At 69.5% G+C, this 22,772-nt stretch carries 28 protein-coding genes; 13 read left to right on the forward strand and 15 right to left on the reverse strand.

The features are described 5' to 3' along the window. Positions 1–77: 77 nt before the first annotated feature. The 3 genes from WG902_RS07100 to WG902_RS07110 are packed head-to-tail and all read right to left on the reverse strand — an operon-like array spanning position 78 to position 2,184. Positions 78–1,073: a serine hydrolase domain-containing protein gene (locus WG902_RS07100; RefSeq protein ID WP_340059246.1), complete on the reverse strand. Its 996-nt coding sequence runs from the start codon at positions 1,071–1,073 to the stop codon at positions 78–80. Continuing rightward, a complete protein-coding gene (locus WG902_RS07105; protein ID WP_340059247.1) occupies positions 1,070–1,261 on the reverse strand; it encodes a hypothetical protein in 192 nt (63 codons plus the stop codon). The genes WG902_RS07100 and WG902_RS07105 overlap by 4 nt, the downstream gene beginning before the upstream one ends. A 26-nt stretch (positions 1,262–1,287) precedes the next feature. Continuing rightward, positions 1,288–2,184, reverse strand: coding sequence for an SPFH domain-containing protein (locus WG902_RS07110; protein WP_340059248.1), 897 nt, complete (start codon positions 2,182–2,184; stop codon positions 1,288–1,290). Positions 2,185–2,320: 136 nt separating this feature from the next. On the opposite strand from WG902_RS07110, the gene WG902_RS07115 reads away from it, so the two are divergent. Beyond that, positions 2,321–2,737, forward strand: a complete 417-nt coding sequence (locus tag WG902_RS07115) for a VOC family protein (RefSeq protein WP_340059458.1) — start codon at positions 2,321–2,323, stop codon at positions 2,735–2,737. 2 nt (positions 2,738–2,739) lie between these two features. On the opposite strand, the gene WG902_RS07120 is transcribed toward WG902_RS07115, so the two are convergent. Genes WG902_RS07120 through WG902_RS07130 form a run of 3 tightly spaced genes read right to left on the reverse strand, consistent with a single transcriptional unit; the run spans position 2,740 to position 4,615 of the window. After that, positions 2,740–3,171, reverse strand: coding sequence for a hypothetical protein (locus WG902_RS07120; RefSeq protein ID WP_340059249.1), 432 nt, complete (start codon positions 3,169–3,171; stop codon positions 2,740–2,742). 12 nt (positions 3,172–3,183) lie between these two features. Then, positions 3,184–3,807, reverse strand: a complete 624-nt coding sequence (ypfH, locus tag WG902_RS07125) for an esterase (RefSeq protein ID WP_340059250.1) — start codon at positions 3,805–3,807, stop codon at positions 3,184–3,186. Next, a complete protein-coding gene (locus WG902_RS07130; protein ID WP_340059251.1) occupies positions 3,800–4,615 on the reverse strand; it encodes a DODA-type extradiol aromatic ring-opening family dioxygenase in 816 nt (271 codons plus the stop codon). Before WG902_RS07130 ends, ypfH begins: the two co-directional genes overlap by 8 nt. 91 nt (positions 4,616–4,706) lie before the next feature. Between WG902_RS07130 and WG902_RS07135 the strand changes: the two genes are divergently transcribed. From WG902_RS07135 to WG902_RS07165, 7 genes are all read left to right on the forward strand, one after another. After that, on the forward strand, positions 4,707–5,612 hold the full coding sequence (locus WG902_RS07135) for a LysR family transcriptional regulator (protein WP_340059252.1): 906 nt from the start codon (positions 4,707–4,709) through the stop codon (positions 5,610–5,612). A gap of 61 nt (positions 5,613–5,673) precedes the next feature. Further along, the gene (locus tag WG902_RS07140; protein WP_340059253.1) at positions 5,674–6,459 is read left to right on the forward strand and encodes a DUF1295 domain-containing protein; all 786 of its coding nucleotides are present in this window, start codon (positions 5,674–5,676) and stop codon (positions 6,457–6,459) included. Further along, entirely contained in the window at positions 6,456–6,869 is a 414-nt protein-coding gene (locus WG902_RS07145) for a DUF2177 family protein (RefSeq protein WP_340059254.1), read from the forward strand. The genes WG902_RS07140 and WG902_RS07145 overlap by 4 nt, the downstream gene beginning before the upstream one ends. Before the next feature lie 24 nt (positions 6,870–6,893). After that, entirely contained in the window at positions 6,894–8,267 is a 1,374-nt protein-coding gene (locus WG902_RS07150) for an NAD(P)/FAD-dependent oxidoreductase (protein ID WP_340059255.1), read from the forward strand. Next, the gene (locus WG902_RS07155; RefSeq protein ID WP_340059256.1) at positions 8,264–9,070 is read left to right on the forward strand and encodes a DUF1365 domain-containing protein; all 807 of its coding nucleotides are present in this window, start codon (positions 8,264–8,266) and stop codon (positions 9,068–9,070) included. Before WG902_RS07150 ends, WG902_RS07155 begins: the two co-directional genes overlap by 4 nt. Then, positions 9,067–10,305: a cyclopropane-fatty-acyl-phospholipid synthase family protein gene (locus WG902_RS07160; protein ID WP_340059257.1), complete on the forward strand. Its 1,239-nt coding sequence runs from the start codon at positions 9,067–9,069 to the stop codon at positions 10,303–10,305. Before WG902_RS07155 ends, WG902_RS07160 begins: the two co-directional genes overlap by 4 nt. An 80-nt stretch (positions 10,306–10,385) precedes the next feature. Next, positions 10,386–10,802 carry a hypothetical protein gene (locus WG902_RS07165; protein ID WP_340059258.1) on the forward strand — a complete coding sequence of 139 codons (417 nt, stop codon included), beginning with the start codon at positions 10,386–10,388 and terminating at the stop codon, positions 10,800–10,802. Here the strand turns inward: WG902_RS07165 and WG902_RS07170 are convergent. Continuing rightward, complete coding sequence (locus tag WG902_RS07170; protein ID WP_340059259.1) at positions 10,799–11,311, reverse strand: nucleoside 2-deoxyribosyltransferase; 513 nt, start codon at positions 11,309–11,311, stop codon at positions 10,799–10,801. The two genes, WG902_RS07165 and WG902_RS07170, sit on opposite strands and share 4 nt — an antisense overlap. Next, positions 11,308–11,625, reverse strand: a complete 318-nt coding sequence (locus WG902_RS07175; protein WP_340059260.1) for a hypothetical protein — start codon at positions 11,623–11,625, stop codon at positions 11,308–11,310. The genes WG902_RS07170 and WG902_RS07175 overlap by 4 nt, the downstream gene beginning before the upstream one ends. Before the next feature lie 57 nt (positions 11,626–11,682). Between WG902_RS07175 and WG902_RS07180 the strand changes: the two genes are divergently transcribed. Both WG902_RS07180 and WG902_RS07185 read left to right on the forward strand, forming a co-directional pair. Next, positions 11,683–11,910: a hypothetical protein gene (locus WG902_RS07180; protein ID WP_340059261.1), complete on the forward strand. Its 228-nt coding sequence runs from the start codon at positions 11,683–11,685 to the stop codon at positions 11,908–11,910. A 55-nt stretch (positions 11,911–11,965) separates the two neighbouring features. After that, complete coding sequence (locus tag WG902_RS07185; protein ID WP_340059262.1) at positions 11,966–13,252, forward strand: DEAD/DEAH box helicase; 1,287 nt, start codon at positions 11,966–11,968, stop codon at positions 13,250–13,252. On the opposite strand, the gene WG902_RS07190 is transcribed toward WG902_RS07185, so the two are convergent. Genes WG902_RS07190 through WG902_RS07205 form a run of 4 tightly spaced genes read right to left on the reverse strand, consistent with a single transcriptional unit; the run spans position 13,206 to position 17,633 of the window. Next, positions 13,206–14,711 carry a tripartite tricarboxylate transporter permease gene (locus tag WG902_RS07190; protein WP_445263670.1) on the reverse strand — a complete coding sequence of 502 codons (1,506 nt, stop codon included), beginning with the start codon at positions 14,709–14,711 and terminating at the stop codon, positions 13,206–13,208. The two genes, WG902_RS07185 and WG902_RS07190, sit on opposite strands and share 47 nt — an antisense overlap. An 18-nt stretch (positions 14,712–14,729) precedes the next feature. Further along, positions 14,730–15,206, reverse strand: coding sequence for a tripartite tricarboxylate transporter TctB family protein (locus WG902_RS07195; RefSeq protein ID WP_340059264.1), 477 nt, complete (start codon positions 15,204–15,206; stop codon positions 14,730–14,732). 4 nt (positions 15,207–15,210) lie between these two features. Next, the gene (locus tag WG902_RS07200; protein ID WP_340059265.1) at positions 15,211–16,212 is read right to left on the reverse strand and encodes a tripartite tricarboxylate transporter substrate binding protein; all 1,002 of its coding nucleotides are present in this window, start codon (positions 16,210–16,212) and stop codon (positions 15,211–15,213) included. A gap of 23 nt (positions 16,213–16,235) precedes the next feature. Next, positions 16,236–17,633: an NAD(P)H-dependent oxidoreductase gene (locus WG902_RS07205; RefSeq protein ID WP_340059266.1), complete on the reverse strand. Its 1,398-nt coding sequence runs from the start codon at positions 17,631–17,633 to the stop codon at positions 16,236–16,238. 99 nt (positions 17,634–17,732) lie between these two features. Here WG902_RS07205 and WG902_RS07210 point away from each other — a divergent pair, with 99 nt between their 5' ends. Further along, entirely contained in the window at positions 17,733–18,431 is a 699-nt protein-coding gene (locus tag WG902_RS07210; RefSeq protein WP_340059267.1) for a GntR family transcriptional regulator, read from the forward strand. A 15-nt stretch (positions 18,432–18,446) separates the two neighbouring features. Here WG902_RS07210 and WG902_RS07215 read toward each other — a convergent pair whose 3' ends face one another. Both WG902_RS07215 and WG902_RS07220 read right to left on the reverse strand, forming a co-directional pair. Beyond that, positions 18,447–18,668, reverse strand: coding sequence for a hypothetical protein (locus WG902_RS07215; RefSeq protein ID WP_340059268.1), 222 nt, complete (start codon positions 18,666–18,668; stop codon positions 18,447–18,449). Between the two features lie 105 nt (positions 18,669–18,773). Then, positions 18,774–19,718, reverse strand: a complete 945-nt coding sequence (locus tag WG902_RS07220) for a hypothetical protein (protein WP_340059269.1) — start codon at positions 19,716–19,718, stop codon at positions 18,774–18,776. Between the two features lie 156 nt (positions 19,719–19,874). Between WG902_RS07220 and WG902_RS07225 the strand changes: the two genes are divergently transcribed. Continuing rightward, on the forward strand, positions 19,875–20,201 hold the full coding sequence (locus tag WG902_RS07225; RefSeq protein WP_340059270.1) for a hypothetical protein: 327 nt from the start codon (positions 19,875–19,877) through the stop codon (positions 20,199–20,201). A 67-nt stretch (positions 20,202–20,268) separates the two neighbouring features. Next, a complete protein-coding gene (locus tag WG902_RS07230; protein WP_340059271.1) occupies positions 20,269–21,384 on the forward strand; it encodes an NADH:flavin oxidoreductase/NADH oxidase in 1,116 nt (371 codons plus the stop codon). A gap of 2 nt (positions 21,385–21,386) precedes the next feature. Here WG902_RS07230 and WG902_RS07235 read toward each other — a convergent pair whose 3' ends face one another. Then, positions 21,387–22,634 carry a vanadium-dependent haloperoxidase gene (locus WG902_RS07235; RefSeq protein WP_340059272.1) on the reverse strand — a complete coding sequence of 416 codons (1,248 nt, stop codon included), beginning with the start codon at positions 22,632–22,634 and terminating at the stop codon, positions 21,387–21,389. Positions 22,635–22,772 lie beyond the last annotated feature (138 nt).

A 22,772-nucleotide genomic window follows, 5' to 3' on the forward strand; every position in this document is an offset into this window, starting at 1 on the left:
AGGCCGGCGGTGAGTGCGTAGGCCGGCGGTGAGCGCGCAGCCGAACCCCGGTGCTGCCGGGTGCTGCCAGGTGCTCCTCAGCGAGCCTCCATCTTCACCCGTCCCTCGATCGCCGCATACAAGCCGTTCCGCACCAGCTGCACCGCGTGTCCCCGTTGTTGGCTGTCCTGCGAAACGGTGGACGTGACGGCCACCACGGCCTGGGTCGGCCGGTGCACCCAGATCATCTGGCCGGCATAACCGCTGGCCATGAAGGTGGCCGGCGACGCCACCCACCACAGCTGGCCATACGGCAGGTTGACCGGCGACCCACCCTGGTTCTGCGCGTTGGTCGACGCCTGTGCATACGCCGCGGGAAGCAATGGCTTGCCCTCCCACCGGCCGTCCTGCAGGAACAGCAGTCCCAGCTTCGCCATGTCCAGCGTGCGCATGTTCAGGCCGCGGTCATAGGAGAAGTCAGCCATGCCGAGCGGCGCCACGAGATGCTGGCGCGCGTAGTCCTGTGCCGGCATTCCCGTGACCTTTTCGAGAATGGCGACCAGGATCCCGATGACGGGGTTGTCGTACGCGAAACGCTCGCCCGGTGCCGCAACCAGCGGCCGCCCCCAGGCCGTCGCGGGCGGCATCGTGCGTCCCGTGATGCCGCGCGGATCGTTCACCTCGAAGCCGGCGGTGAAGGTGAGCAAGTGACGCAAGGTGATTGATGCCGCGCGTGGATCGGCGTTCAGGCTGCGCCACTCCGGCATCAGTTCCACCACCGGCTGGTCGAGGCTGGTGATGCGTCCCTGCGCGAGAGCGATGCCGTACAAGGCGGAGATCGCGCTCTTCTCCACCGACTGCACGTTGCGCAGCGTGTCCGGCTTGCCGTCACGGTAGAACTCGTAGGCGACGCGGCCGCGGAGCACTACCACCAGGCTCTGGATGTCTGTCAGGCGCTCGGTGAGCAGCGGGCCGATGGCCTCGAACGCTTGCGCATCCTGGGCTTTCTGCACGGGCGTGCTCGCAAGCAACTGTGCCTGCACCAAGGGTGACAGCAATGCGAGGCCCAGGAACAGGGCGCGGAACGTTTTCATCTGGTCTTGTCCTTCTTGCTCGGGTCGATGGATGGCGGCAGGCGCCCCCGGCGGGCCAGCGCCTCGCGCAGCAGGAATTCCACCTGCCCGTTGGCGCTGCGCAGTTCCTGCGCGGCCAGCCGCTCGACCTCCGCCCACAGCGCGGGATCGATGCGCAGCGGAAAGTTCTTCTTTCCGGGGCTGGCCATCAGGTCGGTACGCCGGGTTGCGCCGGCTACGTGTAGAGCGTGCCGGTGTTGATGACGGGCTGGGCGTCGTGGTCGGAGCAGAGCACGACCAGCAGGTTGGACACCATCGCCGCCTTGCGTTCGTCGTCCAGGACGACGAGGTTGCGTTCCGACAGGCCCTTGAGCGCGGCTTCCACCATGCCCACCGCGCCCGCGACGATCTGGTGGCGCGCACTGACGATCGCGGTGGCCTGCTGCCGGCGCAGCATGACGTGCGCGATCTCCGGCGCATACGCCAGGTGCGTGAGCTTGGCGTCGAGCACTTCGACGCCGGCGCTGGTGAAGCGCAGGTTCAGTTCGTCCTTCAGCGCGTTGGCGACGGTGTCGAGTCCGGCGCGCAGCGTGGTTTCGTCCACCGCCAGGTCCTCGCCGGTGTCATAGGCGTACTGGGTCGCAAGGTGCCGGATCGCGGCCTCGGCCTGCACGCTCACGAAGCGCGTGTAATCGTCGATGTCGAACACCGCCTGCGCCGTGTCGTGCACGCGCCAGACCACCGCGGCGCCGATCTCCACCGGATTGCCGCGCTTGTCGTTCACCTTCAGCGGCGCCGTGTTCAGGTTGCGCGCGCGCAGCGAGATCCTGGCGCCGCTTTGCAGCGGATTGCGCCAGCGCAGGCCTTCGGTGCGATCGGTGCCCTGGTATTTGCCGAACAGCGTCAGGATGACCGCCTCGTTCGGCTGCAGCATGTACAGCCCGGCCAGCAGCGCGCCGCCCGCCAGGAGCAGCGCCACGCCGACGGGCCAGGGTGCCAGCCGGCGCGCGAACACCGCCGCACCGGCGGCGACGAGCACCGCGGCGGCCGCCGTCGTCCAGTAGCCATTTCCAGAGTGATATGGCACCTCCCGCGTGATCCGGCGCGGCGGCATGGCTGGGGGAACGTTCATGGGCGTCTCCTGGGAAAGTGATATCACTTTAATACCAGGCGATGTGAGCGTCAAGCGACCGTTCGTCCCTTACCATTGCGGTCTGCGACGCAACTTCCAGAGGCCAGCCGTGCAAGCCCCCCTTTCCAATCCGGCGATGCTCTCGCCTTTCCACCTCGCCTTTCCCGTGCACGACCTCGCGCAGGCCCGCCGCTTCTATGGCCAGACGATGGGCTGCCCGGAAGGGCGCAGCAGCGACGAGTGGATCGATTTCAATTTCTACGGCCACCAGATCGTCGCGCACCTGGCGCCCTCTGAATCTGGCGCCTCGCAGCGCAATGCCGTGGACGGCCATGGCGTGCCCGTGCGTCACTTCGGCATCGTGCTGCCGATGGCGGACTGGGAAGACCTGGCTAAGAAGTTGCGTGCCGCCGGCACGGAGTTCGTGATCGAGCCCTACATCCGCTTCAAGGGCGAGCCCGGCGAGCAGGCGACCATGTTCTTCCTGGATCCCTCGGGCAACGCCATCGAGATCAAGGCTTTCTCCGACATCTCGCGCCTGTTCGCCAAGTAAGTTCAGGCCAGCCGGATCCGTGACAGTGCCCCGTGGTGGGCCAGCTCCCGCAGCAGCAGCACGTGGGCGACGAAGTGCTGCCGCCCCGCCAGCTTGGCCGCGGGCACGCGTCCCGTCGCCATGTCGACGAGCTGGAGGAAGAAGCTTTCCACGTCATCGGTACTCCAGGCGAGGCTGGTGACCGAGAGCACGTCGTGCATGCCTGATCGAAGCGTGCCCGTTGCATCGCTGACCTCGAGCACGCCGTCCCGCAGGCGAGCGGCGCGCGGCATCAGCCAGTCCTCCGCGCGTTCGATCGCGGTTTCCAGTCCCGCCTCGTCGACCGGACGCGTCGAGGACAGCAAGCCGCCGGGACCACCGTCCAGGATGGCGAAGTCGTCGTCACCTTCGGCAAGGGAGTAGGCCCCTTCACCGATGCGCAGCTGGATGGACATGGTGTTCCCGCTTCAATCGAGATAGGCAATCGCCAGCGCCAGCGCGCGGGCGTCGATGCCGTGTCCCAGGCCCGGGATCAGGTCCAGCGTCACCTGACCGTCGAGCGCCTGCAGCTCGCGTGCAGCGGCCACGGAGGCGGCGACCGGCACCACGGCGTCCTGCTGGCCGTGGATCAGGTGCAAGCGCAGCCCGGCGGGCGCGCGCCGCACCGGTTGCGCGAAGCGGCCCGCCAATGCGATGACGCGCGCGGCGGGGATCACAGGGGCGTCCACCTGCGTCGCCTCGAGCGAGAGGATCGCGCCTTGCGAGAAGCCCACCAGCGTGGTGGCGTCGGGGCCGATGCCGCTGGTTCGTTGCCAATGGCTCACCGCGTCCAGGAACAGTGGCATCGCTTGCGCAATGCGCTGCGGCCGATCCTGCTCGGTGATGCCCACCACCGAGAACCACTCGCGACCGCTTCCCAGCGTCGAAGGGTGCGGCGCATCGATGCTGACGACCATGGCCTGCGGCCGCGCATCGGCAATCGCCCGGCCGACCGGCGCCAGGTTCGCCGCCGACGAACCGACGCCGTGGAACAGCAGGACGAGCTGCCTTGCGCCTTGGGGGCGCGCGATCACGAGGGCAGCTTCATGCATGGTCGGCTTCCTCCACAAGCAGGTCGACGCGTTCGCCGAAGAGGTAGGACTCCATCGCCAGCATTCCATGGCGGATGCCGCCATCCATGACGGTCGCCGGCGTCACCGTCGATGCCGCGCCTGCGGCCACCAGCAAGGGCAGGAAGTGATCGGTGGTCGGGTGTGCGCGGGCGGCGTGCGGCGCGAGCCGGAGGGCCTGCACCAGCCGCTGCGTGTCGCCGTCCTGCACGGCGCGCCGGATCCACTCGGAGAATTCGCGCGCATAGGCGGCCTCCAGCACATCGCCGGAGCGGAACTCGTACAGGTTGTGCGTGAGGCTGCCCGAGCCGACGACCAGCACACCCTCCTGCGCCAGCGGCGCCAGGGCGCGGCCCAGCGCGAAGGCCTTACCTTCGTCGGTATCGAACGGCAGCGACACCTGCACCACGGGCACGTCGGCCTCCGGGAACATGTGCATCAGAGGTACCCAGGCGCCATGGTCCAGGCCACGCTGCGAGTCCAGCGACGATGGGATGCCGCTGGCGCGCAGCACTTGCTGCACGCGGGCGGCGAGGCTCGGGGATCCGGGCGCCGGGTACTGCAGGCTGTACAGCGCGCGCGGAAAACCGCCGAAGTCGTGGATCGTTTCCGGGCGGTCCGAGGCCGCGATCTCCACGCCGCGCGTCATCCAGTGCGGCGAAACGACGACGATGGCCTGGGGCTTGTCCAGTGCACGGCCCAGCGCGCGCAACTGGGCGCCGGCGAGACCGGGTTCGATGGCGAAGGTCGGTGCACCGTGGGAAACGAAGAGGGAGGGCAGATTGGACATGGTTGCTCCTTTGAACTGCATCCACTGTATTGGCCGATGGCGAAGAGATAAAGTATGGGCAATGAGTTAGGTTGTTCAGAAAATCGGAACAATGGACAAGTACCAGGAAATGCGCGTCTTCGCTGCCGTGGCCGAGGCTGGCAGCTTCGTCGCGGCGGCCGATGGGCTGGGCATGTCCAAGGCGGCGGTATCGCGCCACGTGTCGGACCTGGAGCAACGGCTGGGCGTGCGCTTGATGCACCGCACGACCCGCAAGCTCTCCCTGACTTCGGAGGGCGAAGTGTTCCTGGCGCGCAGCCGGGAGATCCTGGCGAGCATCGAGGCCTCCGAGGCCGAGCTCTCCACCCGCAGCGGCACGGCGAGCGGCCTGCTCAAGCTGAGCGTTCCGGTCAGCTTCGGCATCCGTCATCTGGCGCCGCTGTGGAGCGAATTCATGCAGGCGCATCCACGGGTCGCGCTCGACGTGCAACTGGCGGATCGGGTGATCGACCTGGTGGAAGAAGGATTCGACCTGGCCGTGCGGATCGCGCGGCTGCCGGATTCCACGCTGGTGTCGCGCAAGCTCGCATCCACCCGTGCGGTGCTTTGCGCGGCGCCCTCGTACCTGCAGCGGCGTGGTGCCCCGCGAGAGCCCTCTGAGATCGCGCAGCACGACATCATCGGCTACAGCCTGCTTGCGGTGGGTGACCAGTGGCAGTTCACCGGGCCGGACGGACCGGTGAGCGTCAAGGTGCGCCCGCGCATGTGGAGCAACAACGGCGACACATGCACGGCAGCGTGCATCGGCGGCGCGGGGATCCAGCTCCAGCCGACCTTCCTCGTCGCACGCGAACTGGCGTCGGGCGAACTGGTCGAGGTCTTGCCGCAGTACCGATCCACGGAGTTCGGCATCTACGCGCTGTACCCCACGCGCAAGTTCGTTCTTCCGAAAGTGCGCGCGCTGGTGGAGTTTCTCTCCGACCGGTTTGCCGACCCGCCATGGGGGACGCCCGGCTGAGCGCCCGCCGCCAAGCCGCTGCAGGGTGAATCCGTTGCGCCGGCGGCTGCGTACCGCCTGCATGCCCGGCATTGCCCTCCTCGGACTGGTCCCGGCGATCGCATTGGCCGTGGCCGTGTGGATCGCCAGCCTGCCGCTGCGCGACGCGAGCCTGGCCGACCGGGCGTGGGCCCTGCTGGTGGCGGCGCCCGCAGGGGTGTACGCCTGGCAACTGGCATCGGGCTGGTCCGTGGCCGATCGGGCGACCTGGATGTTCGCGCTGCTCGCCGTGTGGGCCGTGCGGCTGACCGCGCACATCACCTGGCGCAACCGGGGCCATGGCGAGGACCGGCGGTACGCCGCGATGCGCCAGGAGCATGGTCCTCGGTTCGCGGTGCGCAGCCTGTTCACGGTGTTCCTCCTCCAGGCGGTGCTGGCCTGGGTGGTGTCCTGGCCGCTGCTGGCCGGCGCCGGCCATCCGCGCGGCTTCGGCATCTGGGACCTGCTCGGTGCCACGCTGGCCCTGTTCGGCATCGTCTTCGAAGCCATTGCCGACGCGCAACTGGCGCGCTTTCGCAAGGACCCGGCCAACCGCGGCCAGGTGCTGCAGCACGGCGTCTGGCGCTGGTCGCGCCATCCCAATTATTTCGGCGAGGCTTGCGTCTGGTGGGGCCTGGCCTGCATGGCCGTCGCCGGCGGTGGCATTTCCGCCGCGTGGTCGCTGGCCTCGCCCCTGCTGATGACGGTGCTGCTGCTCAAGGTGTCGGGCGTCAGCCTGCTGGAGCGGGAAATCGCAGGCCGCCGCCCCGGCTACGCCGACTACGTGCGCCGCACCAGCTCCTTCATCCCACGACCCCGCAAACCATGACCTTCCTGCAATTCGCCGCCGCCTATGCCGTGACCGCGCTCGCCTTCCTGGGGCTCGACGCCGTGTGGCTGACCTCCATGGCCGACCGGCTGTATCGGCCCGCGCTGGGCAGCCTCATGGCGGACAAGTTCGCCCTGGGGCCGGCCGCCGCCTTTTATTTCGTGTACGTCGCCGGCATCGTGGGCTTCGCGGTCGCCCCCGCCGTGGCTTCGGGCAGCGCCACGGGTGCGTTGCTGCGCGGCCTGGCGTTGGGGTTCGTCGCCTACGCAACTTACGACCTGACCAACCAGGCGACGCTGCGCGGCTGGCCCTGGTCGGTCACCCTGGCCGACCTCGCCTGGGGCACCGTGGCCACGGGCCTGGCCGCATGGGCGGCCGCCGCCGTGGTGCTGCATTTCGGCAAAGGCTGAACGCCGGCACATCCAATCCGCGCGATGCTGCGTAAGGGTGGCATGGCCCCCTCGCGTCCCCCTGACTCCCGTCCCCCGCGCATAGCCGTCGTCGGCTCCGGGATCTCCGGCCTGTCGTGTGCCTGGCTGCTGTCGCAGCGGCACGAGGTGAGCGTGTTCGAAGCGGACGCCCGCAGCGGCGGCCACAGCCACACTGTCGATGCGCCGGGCCCGGGGGGCAGCGTGCCGGTGGACACCGGCTTCATCGTCTACAACGAGCCGGCGTATCCCAACCTCACCGCGCTGTTCCGCCACCTGGAGGTGCCCACCAAGGCGTCCGACATGTCCTTCGCGGTCAGCCTGGACGGCGGCGCACTCGAATATGCGGGCACCGACCTGCGCGGCCTGTTCGCGCAAAAGCGCAACCTGCTGCGCCCGCGCTTCTGGGCGATGCTGCGCGACCTGGCGCGCTTCTACCGCGAAGCGCCTGGCGACGGCGCGGCCGCCGGCCTGCAGCCGCTGGGTGAATACCTGGCCAGCCGCGGCTACAGCGACGCCTTCCGCGACGACCACCTGCTGCCGATGGCCGCCGCGATCTGGTCGGCCTCGCCGGGCCGGGTGGCCGACTATCCGACCGAGGCGTTCCTGCGCTTTTGCCAGAACCACCGCCTGCTGCAGGTCAGCGGCCGGCCGGTCTGGCGCACGGTGGACGGCGGCAGCCGCGAATACGTGCGGCGCCTTTGCGCGCCTTTCGCGGATCGCCTGCACCTGGACCACGGCGTGCTGGAAATCCGGCGCGGCGCCGACGGCGTGGCGCTGCGCACGCGCGCCGGCTGGCACCTCGAGCGGTTCGACCAGGTGGTGGTGGCCACGCACGCCGACGAGGCGCTGCGCCTGCTGCCCGACGCCCATGACGACGAGCGCCGATTGCTCGGCGCCTTCGGCTACAGCCGCAACCACGCCGTGCTGCATCGCGACCCGGCGCTGATGCCCGTGCGGCGCAGCGTGTGGGCCAGCTGGAATTACCTGGCCGACCGCACAGGGACGGACCAGCCGCCTTGCGTGACGTACTGGATGAACCGGCTGCAAGGCATCCCGCAGGACAACCCGCTGTTCCTGACGCTGAACCCGCTGCGGCCGCCGGAGCCCCGGCACCTGGTGCGCACGGAGATCTACGAGCATCCGCTGTTCGACGCTGCGGCCTTGCGCGCCCAGCGCAGGCTGTGGGCGTTGCAGGGGCGCCAACGCACCTGGTTCTGCGGCGCGTACTTCGGCTCGGGCTTCCATGAAGACGGCCTGCAGGCGGGACTGGCCGTTGCCGAGGCGCTGGGGCAGGTGCGGCGGCCGTGGACGGTGGCCGACGAGTCCGGTCGCATCCACCTGCAGCCGCAGGCGGACCCTGCGGCCGTTCCGGCATGAATTCCGGCCTGTATCGCGGGCACGTGGTGCACCAGCGGCTGCGCCCGCGTGCGCACCGGCTTCGCTATGGCCTGTTCTCGTTGCTGCTGGACCTGGACGAGCTCGACGCGCTGCACGGCGGCCTGCGCCTGCTCTCCGTCAATCGCGGCAACGTCTTGAGCTTTCGCGAGGCGGACCACGGCGACGGCAGTGCGCCGCGCCTGCGCGACCAGGTCGATCGCTGGCTGGCCACGGCGGGCCTGCAGGCGGGTGGCCGCATCCGCCTGCACACCATGCCTCGCATCCTGGGCTATGCCTTCAATCCGTTGAGCGTCTACTTCTGCGACCGGCCCGACGGCCAGCTGCAGGCGATCGTGTACGAGGTGAACAGCACCTTCGGCGAGCGCCACCGCTACCTGCTGGCCGTCAGCACGGAGCAGGCGCGCGAGGCGCGGGCGGGCGGACAGATCGCGCAGCGCTGCGCCAAGCGCATGCACGTCTCGCCCTTCATCGGCATGGAGGCCGAATACGCCTTTCGCATGCGGCCGCCAGGCGATGCCGACGGCGGGCGCCTGTCCATCGGTGTCGACGTGCACGATGAAGGCGGTCCGCTGCTGCTGGCCACGCACGGTGCGCGCCGCTTCCCGTTGACCGATGCGGCCCTGTTGCGCGCGCTGCTGTTCTACCCCCTGCTCACCCTCAAGGTGATCGTCGCCATCCACTGGGAGGCGCTGCTGCTCTGGCGCAAGCGCGTTCCCTTCGTGCGCCGGCCACCGCCGGCCGTCGAATCCCTGACCGTCGCCCCTTCCGACCCCCGACCATGAACGCCCGCACCGACACGCCCGTCCAGGACCTCGCACCCGCGCTGCGCCTCTCGCCCTCCTGGCGCCAGCCGCTGCGCGCCGTCGTCGGCCGCCTGCTCCAGCGCCTGCGCAGCGGCACGCTGTGCATCGAGCTGCCCGGCGGCGAGCGCCTGCATGCCCGCGGCAGCCAGGCCGGCCCCGACGCCACGCTGCGGCTGCACCGCTGGCGGCCGCTTTGGCGGCTGCTGCTGCAAGGCGACATCGGCCTGGCCACTTCCTACCGCGACGGCGACTGGTCCAGCCCGGACCTCACCGCGCTGCTGATGCTCGGAAGCGCGAACGAGGCCGCATGGAACGGCGCGTTGCAAGGCTCCGCGCCGTGGCGCGTGCTGTCGCGCCTGCTGCACCTGGCGCACGCCAACACCCGGCGCGGCAGCCGGCAGAACATCTCGTTCCATTACGACCTGGGCAACGCTTTCTATGCGCAGTGGCTGGACGCCAGCATGCTGTATTCCAGCGCGCTCTATCCCACCGGCCGCGAGACGCTGGAGGATGCGCAGGAACTGCGGCTGGATGCGATCGTGCGCCTGCTGGACACCCCGCGTGGCGCGCGGGTGCTGGAGATCGGCTGCGGCTGGGGCGCGCTGGCTGCGGCCGTGGCGCAGCGCCACGGCGCGCACGTCACCGGCGTGACGCTGTCGAGCGAGCAACTGGCGCACGCGCAAGCGCAGGCCCGGCGGCTGGGCATCGCAGCCCGGGTGGACTTGCGGCTGCAGGACTACCGCGACGTGGCGGGCACTTACGACCGCATCGTCTCCATCGAGATGCTGGAGGCCGTGGGCGAGAAGTACTGGCCGGCCTACTTCGACGTGCTGCGCCAACGGCTGGCGGCGGACGGCCAGGCCGTCCTCCAGGTCATCACGATCGGCCAGCCGTGGTTCGACGACTACCGCCGCGGGGCCGACTTCATCCAGCGCTTCATCTTTCCCGGCGGCATGTTGCCCACCCGCAAGGCCCTGCGCGAGCACGCGAAGGCCGCCGGCCTGCAGCTGGACGAAGACCTGCATTTCGGTTCGAGCTATGCCCAGACCCTGGTGGACTGGCGACAGCGCTTCCTCGCGAACTGGCCAGCGATTGCCGCGCTCGGCTTCGACGACGGCTTCCGCCGCCTCTGGGAGTACTACCTCTGCTATTGCGAAGCCGGTTTCCGCAGTGGCCGCATCGACGTGGGTCTCTACCGCCTCGCGCACGCGTGACGGCGTTGCATGCTGCAGTGCAAGACCGTGAAGCCGCGAAGGGGAATAGGATGAAGGTTCCTCCGCTTCCGTGGTGAGCGATGAAGTTCCGCGAGGTCGTGTTCGCAGTGGCAATGGCATCCGCGTGCGCCGGCGCGGCGGCCGCTGCATGGACGGCGGTGCCGGGCGCACCCGAAGTCGCCGTCGACCTGGACTCGTTGCACCTGGAGCGCACGCGTGCCACGGTATGGGTGCGCTGGTGGGGCCGGCCCGCGGGAGCGCCTGAACTGATGGCCCATCGTATCGGCCCGGTGCGCATCAACCGGACCGCCGTGCGAACCGAGTTCGACTGCGGCCACCGCACGATGCGCGCGCTCGCCACGCATGCGTACGACGGGGCGGGCGCGCCGGTCTTCATGTCCAGCGTTCCGGGACCGGTGCGGCCCGTCGAAGGCGAGGAACTGGGTTGGACCTACGACGCGGTGTGCGAAGCCGCGCGCGCCGGCGGACGGCTTTAGCCCTGCAGCTGCGCGCGCAGCAGCTCCAGAGCGGCGCGCAGGTCGCCGACGACCACGCGGCAGGGCACGCCCAGCATCAGGTTGAGCGGCAAGCCGAACTCTTCCAGCTGCCAACCGTTCGCATCGACCAGGCCCTCGCCGACGGCGTGCGGATGCCGCTGGCGGATGCGTTGCGCGAAAGTGCCCGGGTCCGGCACGTAGCCGACCACCGGCTTGCCGCGTGCCACCGCATAGCCCACTTCGAAGCAGGTGCCGCTGTCGGGCTCGGCACCGCGAAAGAAGTCGAGATTGGCGGCGACCGCATCGCACGCGTCGATGTGCGCGACGTTCGCACGGTAGATGTGCGCGGCCAGCGCGGGCGGCGACAGGCCGGGCGGCAGTGCCGGTTCGAGCGGGAACACGCCGGTGAAGCCATACGCTGCGCACAGTGCCACCAGCTTGCGGCCGTGATCGGCGGCGTCCGGCCGGAACACGTCGGGACCGGCGAGATAGACGCGGGGCTGCGTCACGCCGGATCCCAACCCGACAGCTCCGCGAGCCGCGTCACGACCCACTTCGCTTCCCGGGCCGTGATCGGTGACTCCTGCGTCGTCAGTGCGAGCTCCATCTTCTCCAGCACCTCCCGCTCGCTGCCGCCGGACTTGAAGAGATGGACCGAGGCCTGCTCCGTCAACGCCTGGGCCAGGTCTTCGCACAGTTCGTAGCGCTGCCGCACGGTGGACATGGGTTCCAGCAGCTTGTGGCCCGAGGGCGAGGCGAACAGTGCGACGAAGGACGGCGGGGGTTCGATCTGGTTGGTTTCGTCCATGGAGTTCGGCGGCATGCGGTGCGGCAGGATACCAAGGACAATCGCTTCTCAGCCCCACGAAGGAACATCGACTTGGCATCTCCCTCCCCCTGGCCCGGCAAGGTCGTCGCGCTGCTGCGCGCCGGCAACCCGGCGGCCGCCATCGCGCAGATCAAGGTCGCCCCCGGCGTGCGCGAGCTCAAGGCGCTGGAGAAGGCGCTCGCCGCAGCCGGGCTGGCCGGCAGGTGGCGCGACGTGGACGTCGCCATCACCGAAAGCCTGCAGGCGCTGTCCGCACCCCGGCTGCATCGCTCGCCATGAGCCGCCGGGCCGCCCCAAGGCGAATCCCGCAGCGCGTAGCGCGGAGGGTAGCCCAATGACTGATGCGACGTTCGAGTCGCTCGGGCTCTCCGCCGAGCTGGCAGGTGCGTGCCGGAAAGCGGGCTTCAGCGTGCCGACCCCGATCCAGGTGCAGGCGATCCCGCCCTTGCTGCAGGGGCAGGACCTGCTGGGGCTGGCCCCCACCGGATCCGGCAAGACCGCCGCCTACGCGCTGCCGCTGCTGCAGCGGTTGGTGGCGGGGCGGCAGCACGCGTTTCGCCGGGTGCGCGTGCTCGTGCTGGTGCCGACGCGCGAACTGGCCGCGCAGATCGGCGAGGCGTTCCGGCAGCTCGGCGAACCCTTGCATCGGCCGCTGAAGGTGGCGGTGCTGTTCGGCGGCGTCTCGGTGAACCCGCAGATGATGAACCTGCGCGGTGGGGCCGACGTGGTGGTCGCCACCCCGGGGCGGCTGCTGGACCTGATGGAGCGCAACGCGCTGCGGCTGGACACGGTGGAAGCGCTGGTGCTCGATGAAGCGGACCGGCTGCTGGACCTGGGCTTCGCCGAGGAGCGCGACCGGGTCCTGGGCGCATTGCCGGCACGCCGCCAGAACCTGCTGTTCTCCGCCACCTTCCCGCCCGGCGTGCAGGCGCTGGCCGACGCGCTGCTGCACGACGCCGCGCGGGTCGAGGCGACGGCAGAAGAACGCGCGGAACCCGCCATCGCGCAGCGCACGATCGCCGTCGATGCGCCGCGCCGCACGGAATTGCTGCGGCACCTGGTGCAGCAGGCCGGCTGGCGCAGCGTGCTGGTGTTCGTGGCCACGCGCCACGCCACCGAGCATGTCGCGCGCAAGCTGTCGGACCGCGGTGTCGGTGCAGCAGCGCTGCATGGCGAGATGAGCCAGGGCGGCCGCACGGCCGTGCTGCGCGACTTCAAGAGCGGCGCCCTCGAAGTCCTGGTGACCACCGACCTGGCTGCCCGCGGCATCGACATCCCCGGCCTGCAGGTGGTGGTGAACTACGACCTGCCGCGCTCGGCCGACGATTACGTGCACCGCATCGGCCGCACTGGGCGCGCGGGCGCCAGCGGCGTGGCCGTCAGCTTCGTCAGTGCGGCGACGGAGCCGCATTTCCGCCTGATCGAAAAGCGGCACGGCATGCGCGTCGAGCGCGAACAGGTGGCGGGCTTCGAACCGGTGGCCATGCCGGAAGCAGCCGCCGGCACCGGTGGCGTCAAGGGCAAACGCCCGAGCAAGAAGGACAAGTTGCGTGCCGCCGAAGCAGCGGCCGGCCTCAGGCCGCCCCGGCCGCCGGGACCCGCTTCCTCCACAGGGGACTGAGGAAGCTCCAGGCCAGCAGCAGTAGTGCCGCCGACATCAAGGTGCCGACCAGGCCGTTGGCGTAGAAGATGCGCAGCGAACCATCGGACAGCAGCATCGACTGGCGGAAGGCGTCTTCCGTCTTGTCGCCCAGCACCATCGCCAGGATCAGCGGCGCGATCGGGTAGTCGAGCTTCTTGAACACGTAGCCCACCACGCCGAAGACCAGCGCCAGGTAGACGTCGAACATCTTGCCGCCGATGGTGTAGGCGCCGATCAGGCAGACCACCACGATCAGCGGGCCGATGATGGCGAACGGCGCCCTCAGGATCGCCGCGAACAGCGGGATGGTGGCCAGCACCAGCACGATGGCCACCACGTTGGCCATGTACATGGAGGCGATCAGGCCCCACACGAAGTCCTTCTGCTCGATGAACAGCATCGGTCCCGGCTGCAGGCCCCAGATCATCAGGCCGCCCATCATCACCGCCGCGGTCGCCGAGCCGGGCACGCCCAGGGCCAGCATCGGCAGCAGCGCGGAAACGCCGGCCGAGTGGTCGGCCGTCTCGGGAGCCACCACGCCCTCCGGCTCGCCCTGGCCGAAATGCTCGCTGCGCCTGGAGAAACGCTTGGCGATGCCATAGGACATGAAGGAGGCCGCGGTCGGTCCGCCGGGCGTGATGCCCATCCAGCAGCCGATCGCCGTGGAGCGCAGCAGCGTCCAGCCGTAGCGCGGCATCTCCTTGGCGGCATGCCACACGGTGCGCCAGCTCATGCGGGCGTGCAGGCCCTTGAACGCCAGACCTTCCTCCACCGTCACCAGCAGTTCGCCGATTCCGAACAGGCCCACCACGGCCGCGAGGAAGGAGATCCCGCCGACCAGGATGTCGGTGCCGAAGGCCAGCCGCATTTCGCCCGACACCGTGTCCGTGCCGACACCGGCGAGGATCAAGCCGACCAGCAGCGCCGCGATGGTTTTCAGCGGCTTCCCGCCGCTCATGCCCGCATAGCTGCAGAAGGTGAGGAAATAGACCGCGAAGTATTCGGCCGGGCTGAACTTCAGCGCGAACTCCGCGATGGCGTTGGCCACCAGCGTGACCACGATCACGCCGGCCAGGGCGCCGAAGCCGGCCGACAGGAACGCGATGGCCAGCGCATGCGCCGCGTCGCCCTTGCGCGCCATCGGGTGGCCGTCGAAAGTGGTGGCCACCGACGAAGGCTCGCCCGGGATGTTGAACAGGATCGACGTGGTGGAGCCGCCGAACAGCGCGCCCCAGTACATCGACGACAGCAGGATGATCGCGGCCACCGGCGGCATCGTGAACGTCAACGGCAGCAGCAGCGTGACGCCGTTGGGCGCACCCAGCCCGGGCAGCACGCCCACCAGGATGCCGAGCAGCACCCCAGCCACCATCAGCGACACGTGGTAGACGCTGAAGGCGGTCTGGAAGCCGCCGGCGAGAAGGTTCAGTTGGTCCAGCATGGCGGGGCGGTGCGCTTACAACCCGAGCCAGTGCTCGAGCGGACCCTTGGCCAGCGGGACGCTGAACCACAGCTCGAAGATCAGGAAGAACACCACGGTGGCGCCGGCCCCGATGGCGATGGCGCGGCCCAGGCGCATGCCGCCGTGGCGGCGCGCCATGTACGCCAGGAAGACGGCGCCCGTCAAATACACGCCGAGCCAGGTCATGCCGATGGCCATGGCCACCGTCGGCACGAACAGCGACAGGCTGCGCGCCAGTTGCTCGCGCGTGGCAAAAGGCTCGCCCCCGCCGGGCGCGCGCGCTGCCTGTACGAGCAGCCCAAGGCTCACCAGCAGCAGCAGCCCGCCCAGGCGCAGCGGCACGTAGCCGGCCTGCGGCCCCGTGGGGCCCCAGCCGTTTTGCAACTGCAGGCTGCTGGCGATCACCGCCGACGCGAACAGGGCCAGCGCGGCGGCCGTGCCGATTTCGAGCGTACGGCGGGCCAGGGCCATGCGATCAGTCCTTCAGCAGCCAGCCGTCCTGGCTGAACTGCACCTTGTTGGCGGTCTTGTCGTTGGCGATGTAGCGCGCCAGGTCCGCGCCGGTGATGAACAGGTCGGTCTGCATGCCGTTGCGCAGCCAGTCCTTGAACTCCGGCTTTTCGCGCACCTGCGCCAGCAGCTTGCGGTAGTACTCCGTCTGCTCCGGCGTGATGTCGCCCATGGCCCACACGGTACGCGGCATGCGGAACTCGTCCACGGCGATGCCCTGTTCCTTGCAGGTGGGAATGTCGGCCCAGCTCATGTCGCCCGCGATCTTGTCCTTCAGCGGCAGCCGCTGCTTGGCGAACACGCACAGGGGGCGCACCTTGCCGGCGCGCCAATGCGACACGTTCTCCGACGGGTTGTTGGTGTTGGCCTCGACGTGGCCGCCGGCCAGCTGCACCGCCACCTCGCCGCCCGACTTGAAGGGCACATAGGTCATGGTGACCCCCGTCGCCTTCTCGATCTGCCGCGTCAGGATGTGGTCGGTGTCCTTGGACTGGGAGCCGCCCATCTTGAAGCCGCCGTTCTTGGCGCGCGCCGCCGCGATCAGGTCCTTGGCGCTCTTGTACGGGCCGTCCGCATAGGACCACAGGATGAATTCGTCGGCCGCCATCACGGCCAGCGGCGTCACGTCGTCGATGGAGTAGCCCACCTTGGTGATCATCGGCATCAGGTAAGCCAGGTTGGTGGAGAACACCAGCTTGTGCGGGTCGCCCTTGGCTGCCTTGGCCGCGATCAGGCCTTCGGTGCCGGCGCCGCCGCCCTTGTTGCTGACCACCGCCGGCACGGGCATCAGCTTGTACTTCTGCACGATCGATTGCACCACGCGCGCGAACTGGTCGGTGCCGCCGCCCGGCGACGCCGTGACGATGAATTCGACCGGCCGCGACGGCTTCCATTCGGCAGCGATGGCTGGCAGCGCGCAGGCGGCGATGGCGACCGCGGCGATGCGCGTGAGGGTGAGGGTCTGCATGGTGTCTCCTGTGGGTCGTGTGATCAGGCCGCGGTGGCCGGGAAGAAATGGGCGTCCTGCGATCGGCGCAGCGCGAGCAGTTCCGAATCGGTCTCGATCTCGATGTCGTCGAAGCACACCGGCTGGCCCGCGGCGACGTCGCGCACCAGGCGGCGGTTGGCGGCCAGGTAGAAGGGCACGGGCACGCCCGGGCCCAGCGCGGCGGCAGGCAGCAGTTCGGCCGTGGTGCCGTCGATGGTGTGGTGATGGCCCCCCATCTCCAGCAGCCCACCGGCCTTCAGCGTGCGCGTGGCGCGCGGCACCAGGTCGAGCACGGGGCGCGGCTGTTGCGCGCCGCTGGAGCGGCCGTGAAGCACCGCATCCAGCACGCTCGTCGCCGCCTCCAGCCCGAGCAGGTGACGCGGGATCGGCAGCATCGCGTGGCGGTTGTCGCGACTCATGATGTGGCCCTTGCCGGCCAAAAGGCGCCAGGTCTCCTCGTCATCGCAACGCACGACCACGAAAACGCCTCCGGCGAGGCTGACCTCGTCGGGCGCGCGCAGGCAGTGGAAGACATCCAGCGAACCCGAGCTTGCGAGCAGGCCGCCGTCGCCCTCCCGCGCGAAGAAGGTCGGCACCTCGGTGATCCGGGCGATGGGCGCGTGCAGCGTGGGGCGATCCGGCACCAGGCCGGTGGAGTTGGCGACCACCAGCAACTCGCACAGGTCGGGCACGGCGCGCTGCGGCAATGCGGCGCAGGCCTGCGCACGCGCGCGTGCCAGCGTGCCGGCGTTGCCGCCACCCAGGGTCCACAGCTTGTCGAAGCCGGACACGGGGATGCGCTCGCCGTTGCTGTCGATGGTGCCGGCGTCCTGGTCGAACACGAAGTCGTATTCGCTCGACTTGCCCGCTGCCACGACCTGCAGGCCCAGCGTGCGCGCCCAGGTCACCAGGCCGATCAGCAGCGCGGGCTGGTCGCCGTCGACGGGCGTCACCACCTTGCCCCTGCCTTGCGCCAGGCGGGCCAGTTCCGAACCGATCACGCTGTCGACTTCCTTGGACGCCAGCGCCACGTGCAGGCCGGCCTCGATCGCCAGCCGCGCGTGCCGCGCTCCTGCCTCCGGATGCCCCGTGGCCTCGATCAGCAGGTCCAGCGGCAGCCCGAGCACGACGGTCACGTCAGCGGCGGCAATGTGCTGCCCGCGCTCCCAGGCGGCAGTGGCTTGTGCGGCGGTATTGCAAACGGCGATGCGGCTCTCGTCGAGGCCGATCGATCGAAGAGCGGCGGCAGCGATGTCGGCCTCGCGGTCGACAGCGACGCGGGCATGGATCAGGGGGATGCGCAGCGCCTGCGCCAGGAAGCTGCGGCCGAAGCCGCCGCTGCCGACCACGCAGGTCTCGACCGGGCGTGTCGCGGCCGCGTAATGGGTCTCATGGTTCATTGAAGCTAAGTTTGCATGCAATCGGTCGCATCAACCTCCGTAAATACCCCCAGAAGCTTGCGTATTGACATTGATTGCATGCACACGAAAATACGCGCCATGCATTCGACTCCGGAAGACCGCGGCACCCGCACCGTCGTGGCGGCCCGCCGCCTGCGCGAGCTGATCGTCTCGGGAGCGCTTGCGCCGGGTCAGCGCATCACCGAGCGGCTGGTGGCCGACCAGCTCGCCGGCATGTCGCGCACGCCGCTGCGCGAGGCCTTCAAGATCCTGGAGGCCGAGGGGCTGGTGAAGATCGAGCCCAACCGCGGCGCGGTGGTGACGGCGATGTCCATCGAGGAAGTGGAGGCGGCGATCGAGGTGCTGATCGGCCTGGAGACGCTCGCGGCGGAGCCTGCGTGCGAGCGCATTACCGATCCGGAGATCGCGGCCATCGAGGAACTGCACGCGCGCATGGCCGCGGCGCATCGGGAAGGCGACCTGATGCAGTACTTTCACCTGAACCAGGCGATCCACCAGCACATCGTCGAGGCCGCCGGCAACCCGGTGCTGTCCAGGATCTATGCCGCCGAATGCGCGCGCATCCGCCGCTACCGCTATGCCGGAAACCAGCAGAACGAACGGTGGGCGCACGCGGTGCGCGAGCACGAGGCCATCCTGGATGCGCTGCGCGACCGCGCTGGTGCGATGCTGCGCGAGATCCTGCGGCAGCACCACCGGCGCGGCTGGGCGGTTTCGCGTCGCGTGCTGGAAAGCCGCGGCGTCGAAGTGAAGGGTGCGTTGTTGCGCGCCGCGTGATGCGGCCGCCGGCGATCAGCCGGCCGTGACGAGGTCGCCCATCGCGAACACCGAGGTCGGGATGCGCCCGGCCAGTTGCTCGGCGCTATGGGCCATCCAGCTGAGTTTCTTCAGTTCTTCCATTTTCGCCAGGCGCTCCTGCTCGAGCTCCTTGGGCGTGAGGTCCGCCGCGTCTTCGATGATCAGGGTAACGATTTCTTCGTTTTCTGCTGCGGTGAATGCGTGTTTCTTTGCCATGCAGCGAGTGTCCCTCAAACCTGCGCTCGCCGTGCATTTCCCGGCGAGAACCCGCATGAAATTCTTGCCGGGGCTTGACAGCCACCCGTGGGATGGTGCGCTGCGTCAGCCGCGGCTGGCCGCTGGCTCTGCAGTGGTGGCCGCGGCAGTGCCACTGCCCAGGTTGGCGGCACGCTGCATCCAGTGCTTCGCCTGCGCGGCATCCTTTGCCACCGTCGCCCCCTGCGCATAGGCGACGGACAGGAAGTAGCTCATCTCCCTGCGGCCCAGCCGGATGCCTTCGGCCGTGGCCTTGCCGCAGCGCTTGACGATCTGGGGCACGTCGCCTTCGCCCTCGGCAAAGGCGTGCATCTGCTGGATGGTCCGTGTAAAGAAGCGGTCGCGCGATTGCAGCGCCTGCTCGCGGTCGGGCAGGATCCTGACCAGCTCGTCGGCCAGCGCCGGCATCACTTCGAAGGGCGTCATGCCGCCCCGCACTTGCGGCGAGTACCAGGCGTGCAGCATCGCCTTGTCCAGGGGCTGCAGGCCCTCGACGTGGCCGGTGAAGTAGCTCAGCACCGTGTTGCCCTCGGGATGGCCGCGCACACCCATGACGTGCATCGCCTCATGGTAGATGCAGCGGGCGGCGTCGCTGTCACGCATCTGCATGGAGACCGCCTCGATGCGGTCCTCCGTCTGGTAGTCCAGCCGGGTCTCGCACGGCTGGTTCTCGCTGAGATCGGAGTTCGGCGTGATGTCGATGCTGAGGTTGGCCTGCTCTTGTGCGTCAGCCGCATCGCTGACGTCGATGACCTGGACGCCCGCCTCGGCCGCGACCGTGCGCAAGGCATCGAGCGTGTGCTGCTTGTGCGTGACCAGGTTCACGCCGGTGATGCGCACCTTGATGTCCTGCTCCCAGCGGACCAGGCGGGTGGGCATGCCGCTCTGATGCCACATCGCTTCCCACATCGTCTCCATGCCCTGCGTGAACTCATCCGGGCGGTCTGCCTTGGCCAGGCCCGATGCGAACACGGCGGCGGGCAGGAGGACAGCGGCAAGCGATTTCCACATCTGGCTTTGGCTCCACGAAGGCGTTGTGAAGGTCGGAGGCGTCCTACGCTGGCGAGTTCAACGCGCTTACAAATAGGCGCGGGGCAGCACGAAAAATCACGGGCCGCGCGGCCCCGGAGGTTCATACTGGAAGCGATCCGAGTGAAGGAGCGCGCCATGTGCCATCTCGTTCGTGAACACCCGGCCTCCGTGGCCGAAGCAGGCTCATCTACGCCGACGCGGGTCGATCCGCGGGCCCGCTGGGCCGGCGCCGTGACTGCCGCCCTGATCGGCGGGCTGGCGCTCGCCGCGCTGGACGCGCCGAGGCCCCCCGAGCCCAGCGTGCAGGTCCGCGAGGCCGCCTCTGCAGTCCCTGTCGCCGCGCGTTCGTCCGTCCTGCCGACGGCGGCGCTGGAGCGCAGCGCGCTGCCTGCCGACGACGGCATTCCGAGCGCATCGGACACGGCGAAGGCGTCCGCCGGCGGTTGCGAACACGGCATGTAGCCTCATCCGTCAGGCCGCCGACAGCGGCTTGCGGCACGCCTTGCCGGCCATGCGGTAGCCTGCGGGGATGAGCCGCCTCTTCGAGCCTTTCTCCATCGGCGCGCTGCGCCTTGACAACCGCATCGTCATCGCGCCGATGTGCCAGTACTCCGCCGAGGAGGGCTCGGCCACGGACTGGCACATGATCCACCTGGGCAGCCTCGCGTTGTCCGGCGCCGGCCTGCTGATCGTCGAAGCCACGGCCGTCTCGCCCGAAGGCCGCATTTCGCCGGGCGACCTGGGTCTTTACACGGACGCGAACGAGTCCGCACTGGGACACGTCATGCAGGCGGTTCGCAAGCACTCGCCCATCGGCCTGGCGGTGCAGCTGGCGCACGCAGGCCGCAAGGGATCGAGCCACGCGCCGTGGGACGGCGGCGCGCAGATTCGTCCGCACGAGCCGAACGGGTGGAAGACGCTGGCCCCCAGCGCCGTGCCGCACTCCGCAAGCGAGGACGCGCCGCTGGCGCTGGACCGCGCCGGCATGGACAAGGTGCGCGACGACTTCGCGGCGGCGGCGCGGCGCGCTGCGCGGCTGGGCTTCGACGGCATCGAGATCCACATGGCGCATGGCTACCTGCTGCACCAGTTCCTCTCGCCGCTGGCCAACCACCGCGACGACGACTACGGTGGCAGCCGCGAGAACCGGATGCGCTTTCCGATCGAGGTGTTCGACGCGGTGCGCGCGGCGTTCCCGGCCGACCGCCCGGTCTGGGCGCGCATTTCGGCCACCGACTGGGTGCCCGGCGGCTGGGACATCGAAGGGACCGTGGCGTTGTCGCAAGCGCTCGAGGCGCGCGGCTGCGCGGCCATCCACGTCACCACGGGCGGCGTTTCGCCCCAGCAGGCCATCAAGCTCGGCCCCGGCTACCAGGTGCCGTACGCACAGCGCGTGAAGGCAGAAGTCGGCCTGCCGACACTGGCCGTGGGCCTGATCACCGAAGCGCGGCAGGCCGAGGCCATCATCGCCAATGGCGAGGCCGACGCCGTGTCCCTGGCGCGCGCCATGCTCTATGACCCGCGCTGGCCCTGGCATGCCGCGGCCGAACTCGGTGCCCATGTGTCCGCGCCCCGGCAGTACTGGCGCTCGCAGCCGCGGCAATACAAGGACCTGTTCGACGGCATGACGTTCGGGCAGCGCTGACGCTAACGCGCGGCCGCCGACGATTGCAGCGGCTGCAGCCGGGTCTTCACCACTTCCTCGGCCACCTTGCGTCCCAGCGCGGCGCCCACTTCGCCGGAGGTGCGGTAGTGCACGCCTTCGTAGATGCGGCCATTGACGACCTCGGTCACGTAGTCGGACAGGCGTTCGAAGGAGCGCGTCACGCCCGGCGCCGCCGTGCTGGTGAGGGTGAACTTCGGCACCACGTCTCCGTACAACGTCTGCAGCACGCCCGCGGCGGCGGACTGGAAGGTGCAGTGGGCGCACGGGTACTCGGGATGCATCGGCGTGTTGATCATCGGTTCCCAGTTCGGGTCGATCGCCGTGGCGTCGTTGCCGTCGATGTCGGCATTGCGGATGGCCGTGACGGGGCGCCAGAAGTTGTGCGCGTACTTGGCATCGAAGATCGTGATCGCCGTGTCCGCGGTGGCAATGGCCGACAGTGCGAACAGGCGTGCGCTGTCCAGCAGGTCGAGGTTCCTGACGGCGACGACGTGGCGCGTCACGGGGTTGTACGTGGCCGCCCCGGTGAGCTGCCAGAAGCGGGCGATGTCGTTCTGCTCCGGCGTGCGGGCGGACCCGGTCTTGGCGCCCATCCGCTTGACTTCGTTGAAGTCGGCGGCCCATTGCGGGCTGGTCAGCGCGTAGGGCGCCGGCGGCCGGAACTGGTCGCCGGACTTCAGCACGAACGGCCGCACCGCGCTCCAGGTGGAGGAAGCCGGGAACAGCGTCGGCACGTATTTGCCCGGCAGCGTGAACGGGCGGTACGTGATGGGTGCGTTGGAGCCGTCCTGCTCGCGTTCGGCCAGGATCGATGCGGCAGCGCGCTCGCCCAGGCGGATGCCACTGGCCTTGCCGGGGCTGTCCGGCATACGCGCCAGCGCGGCCTGCAGGAAAGCGTCCAGGTCCTTGGCCTGCGTCGGCAGCAGCTTTTGCAGCGTGGCGTGCGCCGCGGCGGCAACCGCGGCTTCCGGCAGCGTGCCAGGCTCGGCCGGCAGGCGCGCGCGATAGGGGGTGTAGCGGGGCTCGATCGAATTGACCGCCTCGAAGACGGCGATGTGGACGATGGCCAGGTTGCGCGATTGCAGGTCCGGGCTCATGCCCGCGGCGTACACCGCGCTCACGGCCTTTTCGTTCCAGTCGGCCACCGCGTCGGCGAGCGCGGCCGGCGTGGCGGGCAGGAGGGCTGCAAGGAGCAGGCTGGAAAGCAGGGGCGTGCGAGCTGGTGACATGGCGTTTCCTTCGGCGTTGCTGGGACGTGGCGGGGACTCACGGCCAATGTAGGCAGCACGCAGCAGCAAGCGAAGCCAGGTGCGACGGATGCGGCGAATCGATCCGTCGCTGCGGCCCGGCGCGGACGAACGCCGGCG

Source organism: Ramlibacter sp. PS3R-8 (genome assembly GCF_037572435.1).
Classification (GTDB): domain Bacteria; phylum Pseudomonadota; class Gammaproteobacteria; order Burkholderiales; family Burkholderiaceae_C; genus Ramlibacter.

Excerpts from the sequence above, each read along its gene's own strand:
- WG902_RS07100 (WP_340059246.1), bottom strand. The coding sequence starts at position 1,073 with ATGAAAACGTTCCGCGCCCTGTTCCTGGGCCTCGCATTGCTGTCACCC.
- WG902_RS07105 (WP_340059247.1), bottom strand. The coding sequence starts at position 1,261 with ATGGCCAGCCCCGGAAAGAAGAACTTTCCGCTGCGCATCGATCCCGCG.
- WG902_RS07110 (WP_340059248.1), bottom strand. The coding sequence starts at position 2,184 with ATGAACGTTCCCCCAGCCATGCCGCCGCGCCGGATCACGCGGGAGGTG.
- WG902_RS07115 (WP_340059458.1), top strand. The coding sequence starts at position 2,321 with ATGCTCTCGCCTTTCCACCTCGCCTTTCCCGTGCACGACCTCGCGCAG.
- WG902_RS07120 (WP_340059249.1), bottom strand. The coding sequence starts at position 3,171 with ATGTCCATCCAGCTGCGCATCGGTGAAGGGGCCTACTCCCTTGCCGAA.
- ypfH (WP_340059250.1), bottom strand. The coding sequence starts at position 3,807 with ATGCATGAAGCTGCCCTCGTGATCGCGCGCCCCCAAGGCGCAAGGCAG.
- WG902_RS07130 (WP_340059251.1), bottom strand. The coding sequence starts at position 4,615 with ATGTCCAATCTGCCCTCCCTCTTCGTTTCCCACGGTGCACCGACCTTC.
- WG902_RS07135 (WP_340059252.1), top strand. The coding sequence starts at position 4,707 with ATGGACAAGTACCAGGAAATGCGCGTCTTCGCTGCCGTGGCCGAGGCT.
- WG902_RS07140 (WP_340059253.1), top strand. The coding sequence starts at position 5,674 with ATGCCCGGCATTGCCCTCCTCGGACTGGTCCCGGCGATCGCATTGGCC.
- WG902_RS07145 (WP_340059254.1), top strand. The coding sequence starts at position 6,456 with ATGACCTTCCTGCAATTCGCCGCCGCCTATGCCGTGACCGCGCTCGCC.
- WG902_RS07150 (WP_340059255.1), top strand. The coding sequence starts at position 6,894 with ATGCTGCGTAAGGGTGGCATGGCCCCCTCGCGTCCCCCTGACTCCCGT.
- WG902_RS07155 (WP_340059256.1), top strand. The coding sequence starts at position 8,264 with ATGAATTCCGGCCTGTATCGCGGGCACGTGGTGCACCAGCGGCTGCGC.
- WG902_RS07160 (WP_340059257.1), top strand. The coding sequence starts at position 9,067 with ATGAACGCCCGCACCGACACGCCCGTCCAGGACCTCGCACCCGCGCTG.
- WG902_RS07165 (WP_340059258.1), top strand. The coding sequence starts at position 10,386 with ATGAAGTTCCGCGAGGTCGTGTTCGCAGTGGCAATGGCATCCGCGTGC.
- WG902_RS07175 (WP_340059260.1), bottom strand. The coding sequence starts at position 11,625 with ATGCCGCCGAACTCCATGGACGAAACCAACCAGATCGAACCCCCGCCG.
- WG902_RS07185 (WP_340059262.1), top strand. The coding sequence starts at position 11,966 with ATGACTGATGCGACGTTCGAGTCGCTCGGGCTCTCCGCCGAGCTGGCA.
- WG902_RS07195 (WP_340059264.1), bottom strand. The coding sequence starts at position 15,206 with ATGGCCCTGGCCCGCCGTACGCTCGAAATCGGCACGGCCGCCGCGCTG.
- WG902_RS07200 (WP_340059265.1), bottom strand. The coding sequence starts at position 16,212 with ATGCAGACCCTCACCCTCACGCGCATCGCCGCGGTCGCCATCGCCGCC.
- WG902_RS07205 (WP_340059266.1), bottom strand. The coding sequence starts at position 17,633 with ATGAACCATGAGACCCATTACGCGGCCGCGACACGCCCGGTCGAGACC.
- WG902_RS07210 (WP_340059267.1), top strand. The coding sequence starts at position 17,733 with ATGCATTCGACTCCGGAAGACCGCGGCACCCGCACCGTCGTGGCGGCC.
- WG902_RS07215 (WP_340059268.1), bottom strand. The coding sequence starts at position 18,668 with ATGGCAAAGAAACACGCATTCACCGCAGCAGAAAACGAAGAAATCGTT.
- WG902_RS07220 (WP_340059269.1), bottom strand. The coding sequence starts at position 19,718 with ATGTGGAAATCGCTTGCCGCTGTCCTCCTGCCCGCCGCCGTGTTCGCA.
- WG902_RS07225 (WP_340059270.1), top strand. The coding sequence starts at position 19,875 with ATGTGCCATCTCGTTCGTGAACACCCGGCCTCCGTGGCCGAAGCAGGC.
- WG902_RS07230 (WP_340059271.1), top strand. The coding sequence starts at position 20,269 with ATGAGCCGCCTCTTCGAGCCTTTCTCCATCGGCGCGCTGCGCCTTGAC.
- WG902_RS07235 (WP_340059272.1), bottom strand. The coding sequence starts at position 22,634 with ATGTCACCAGCTCGCACGCCCCTGCTTTCCAGCCTGCTCCTTGCAGCC.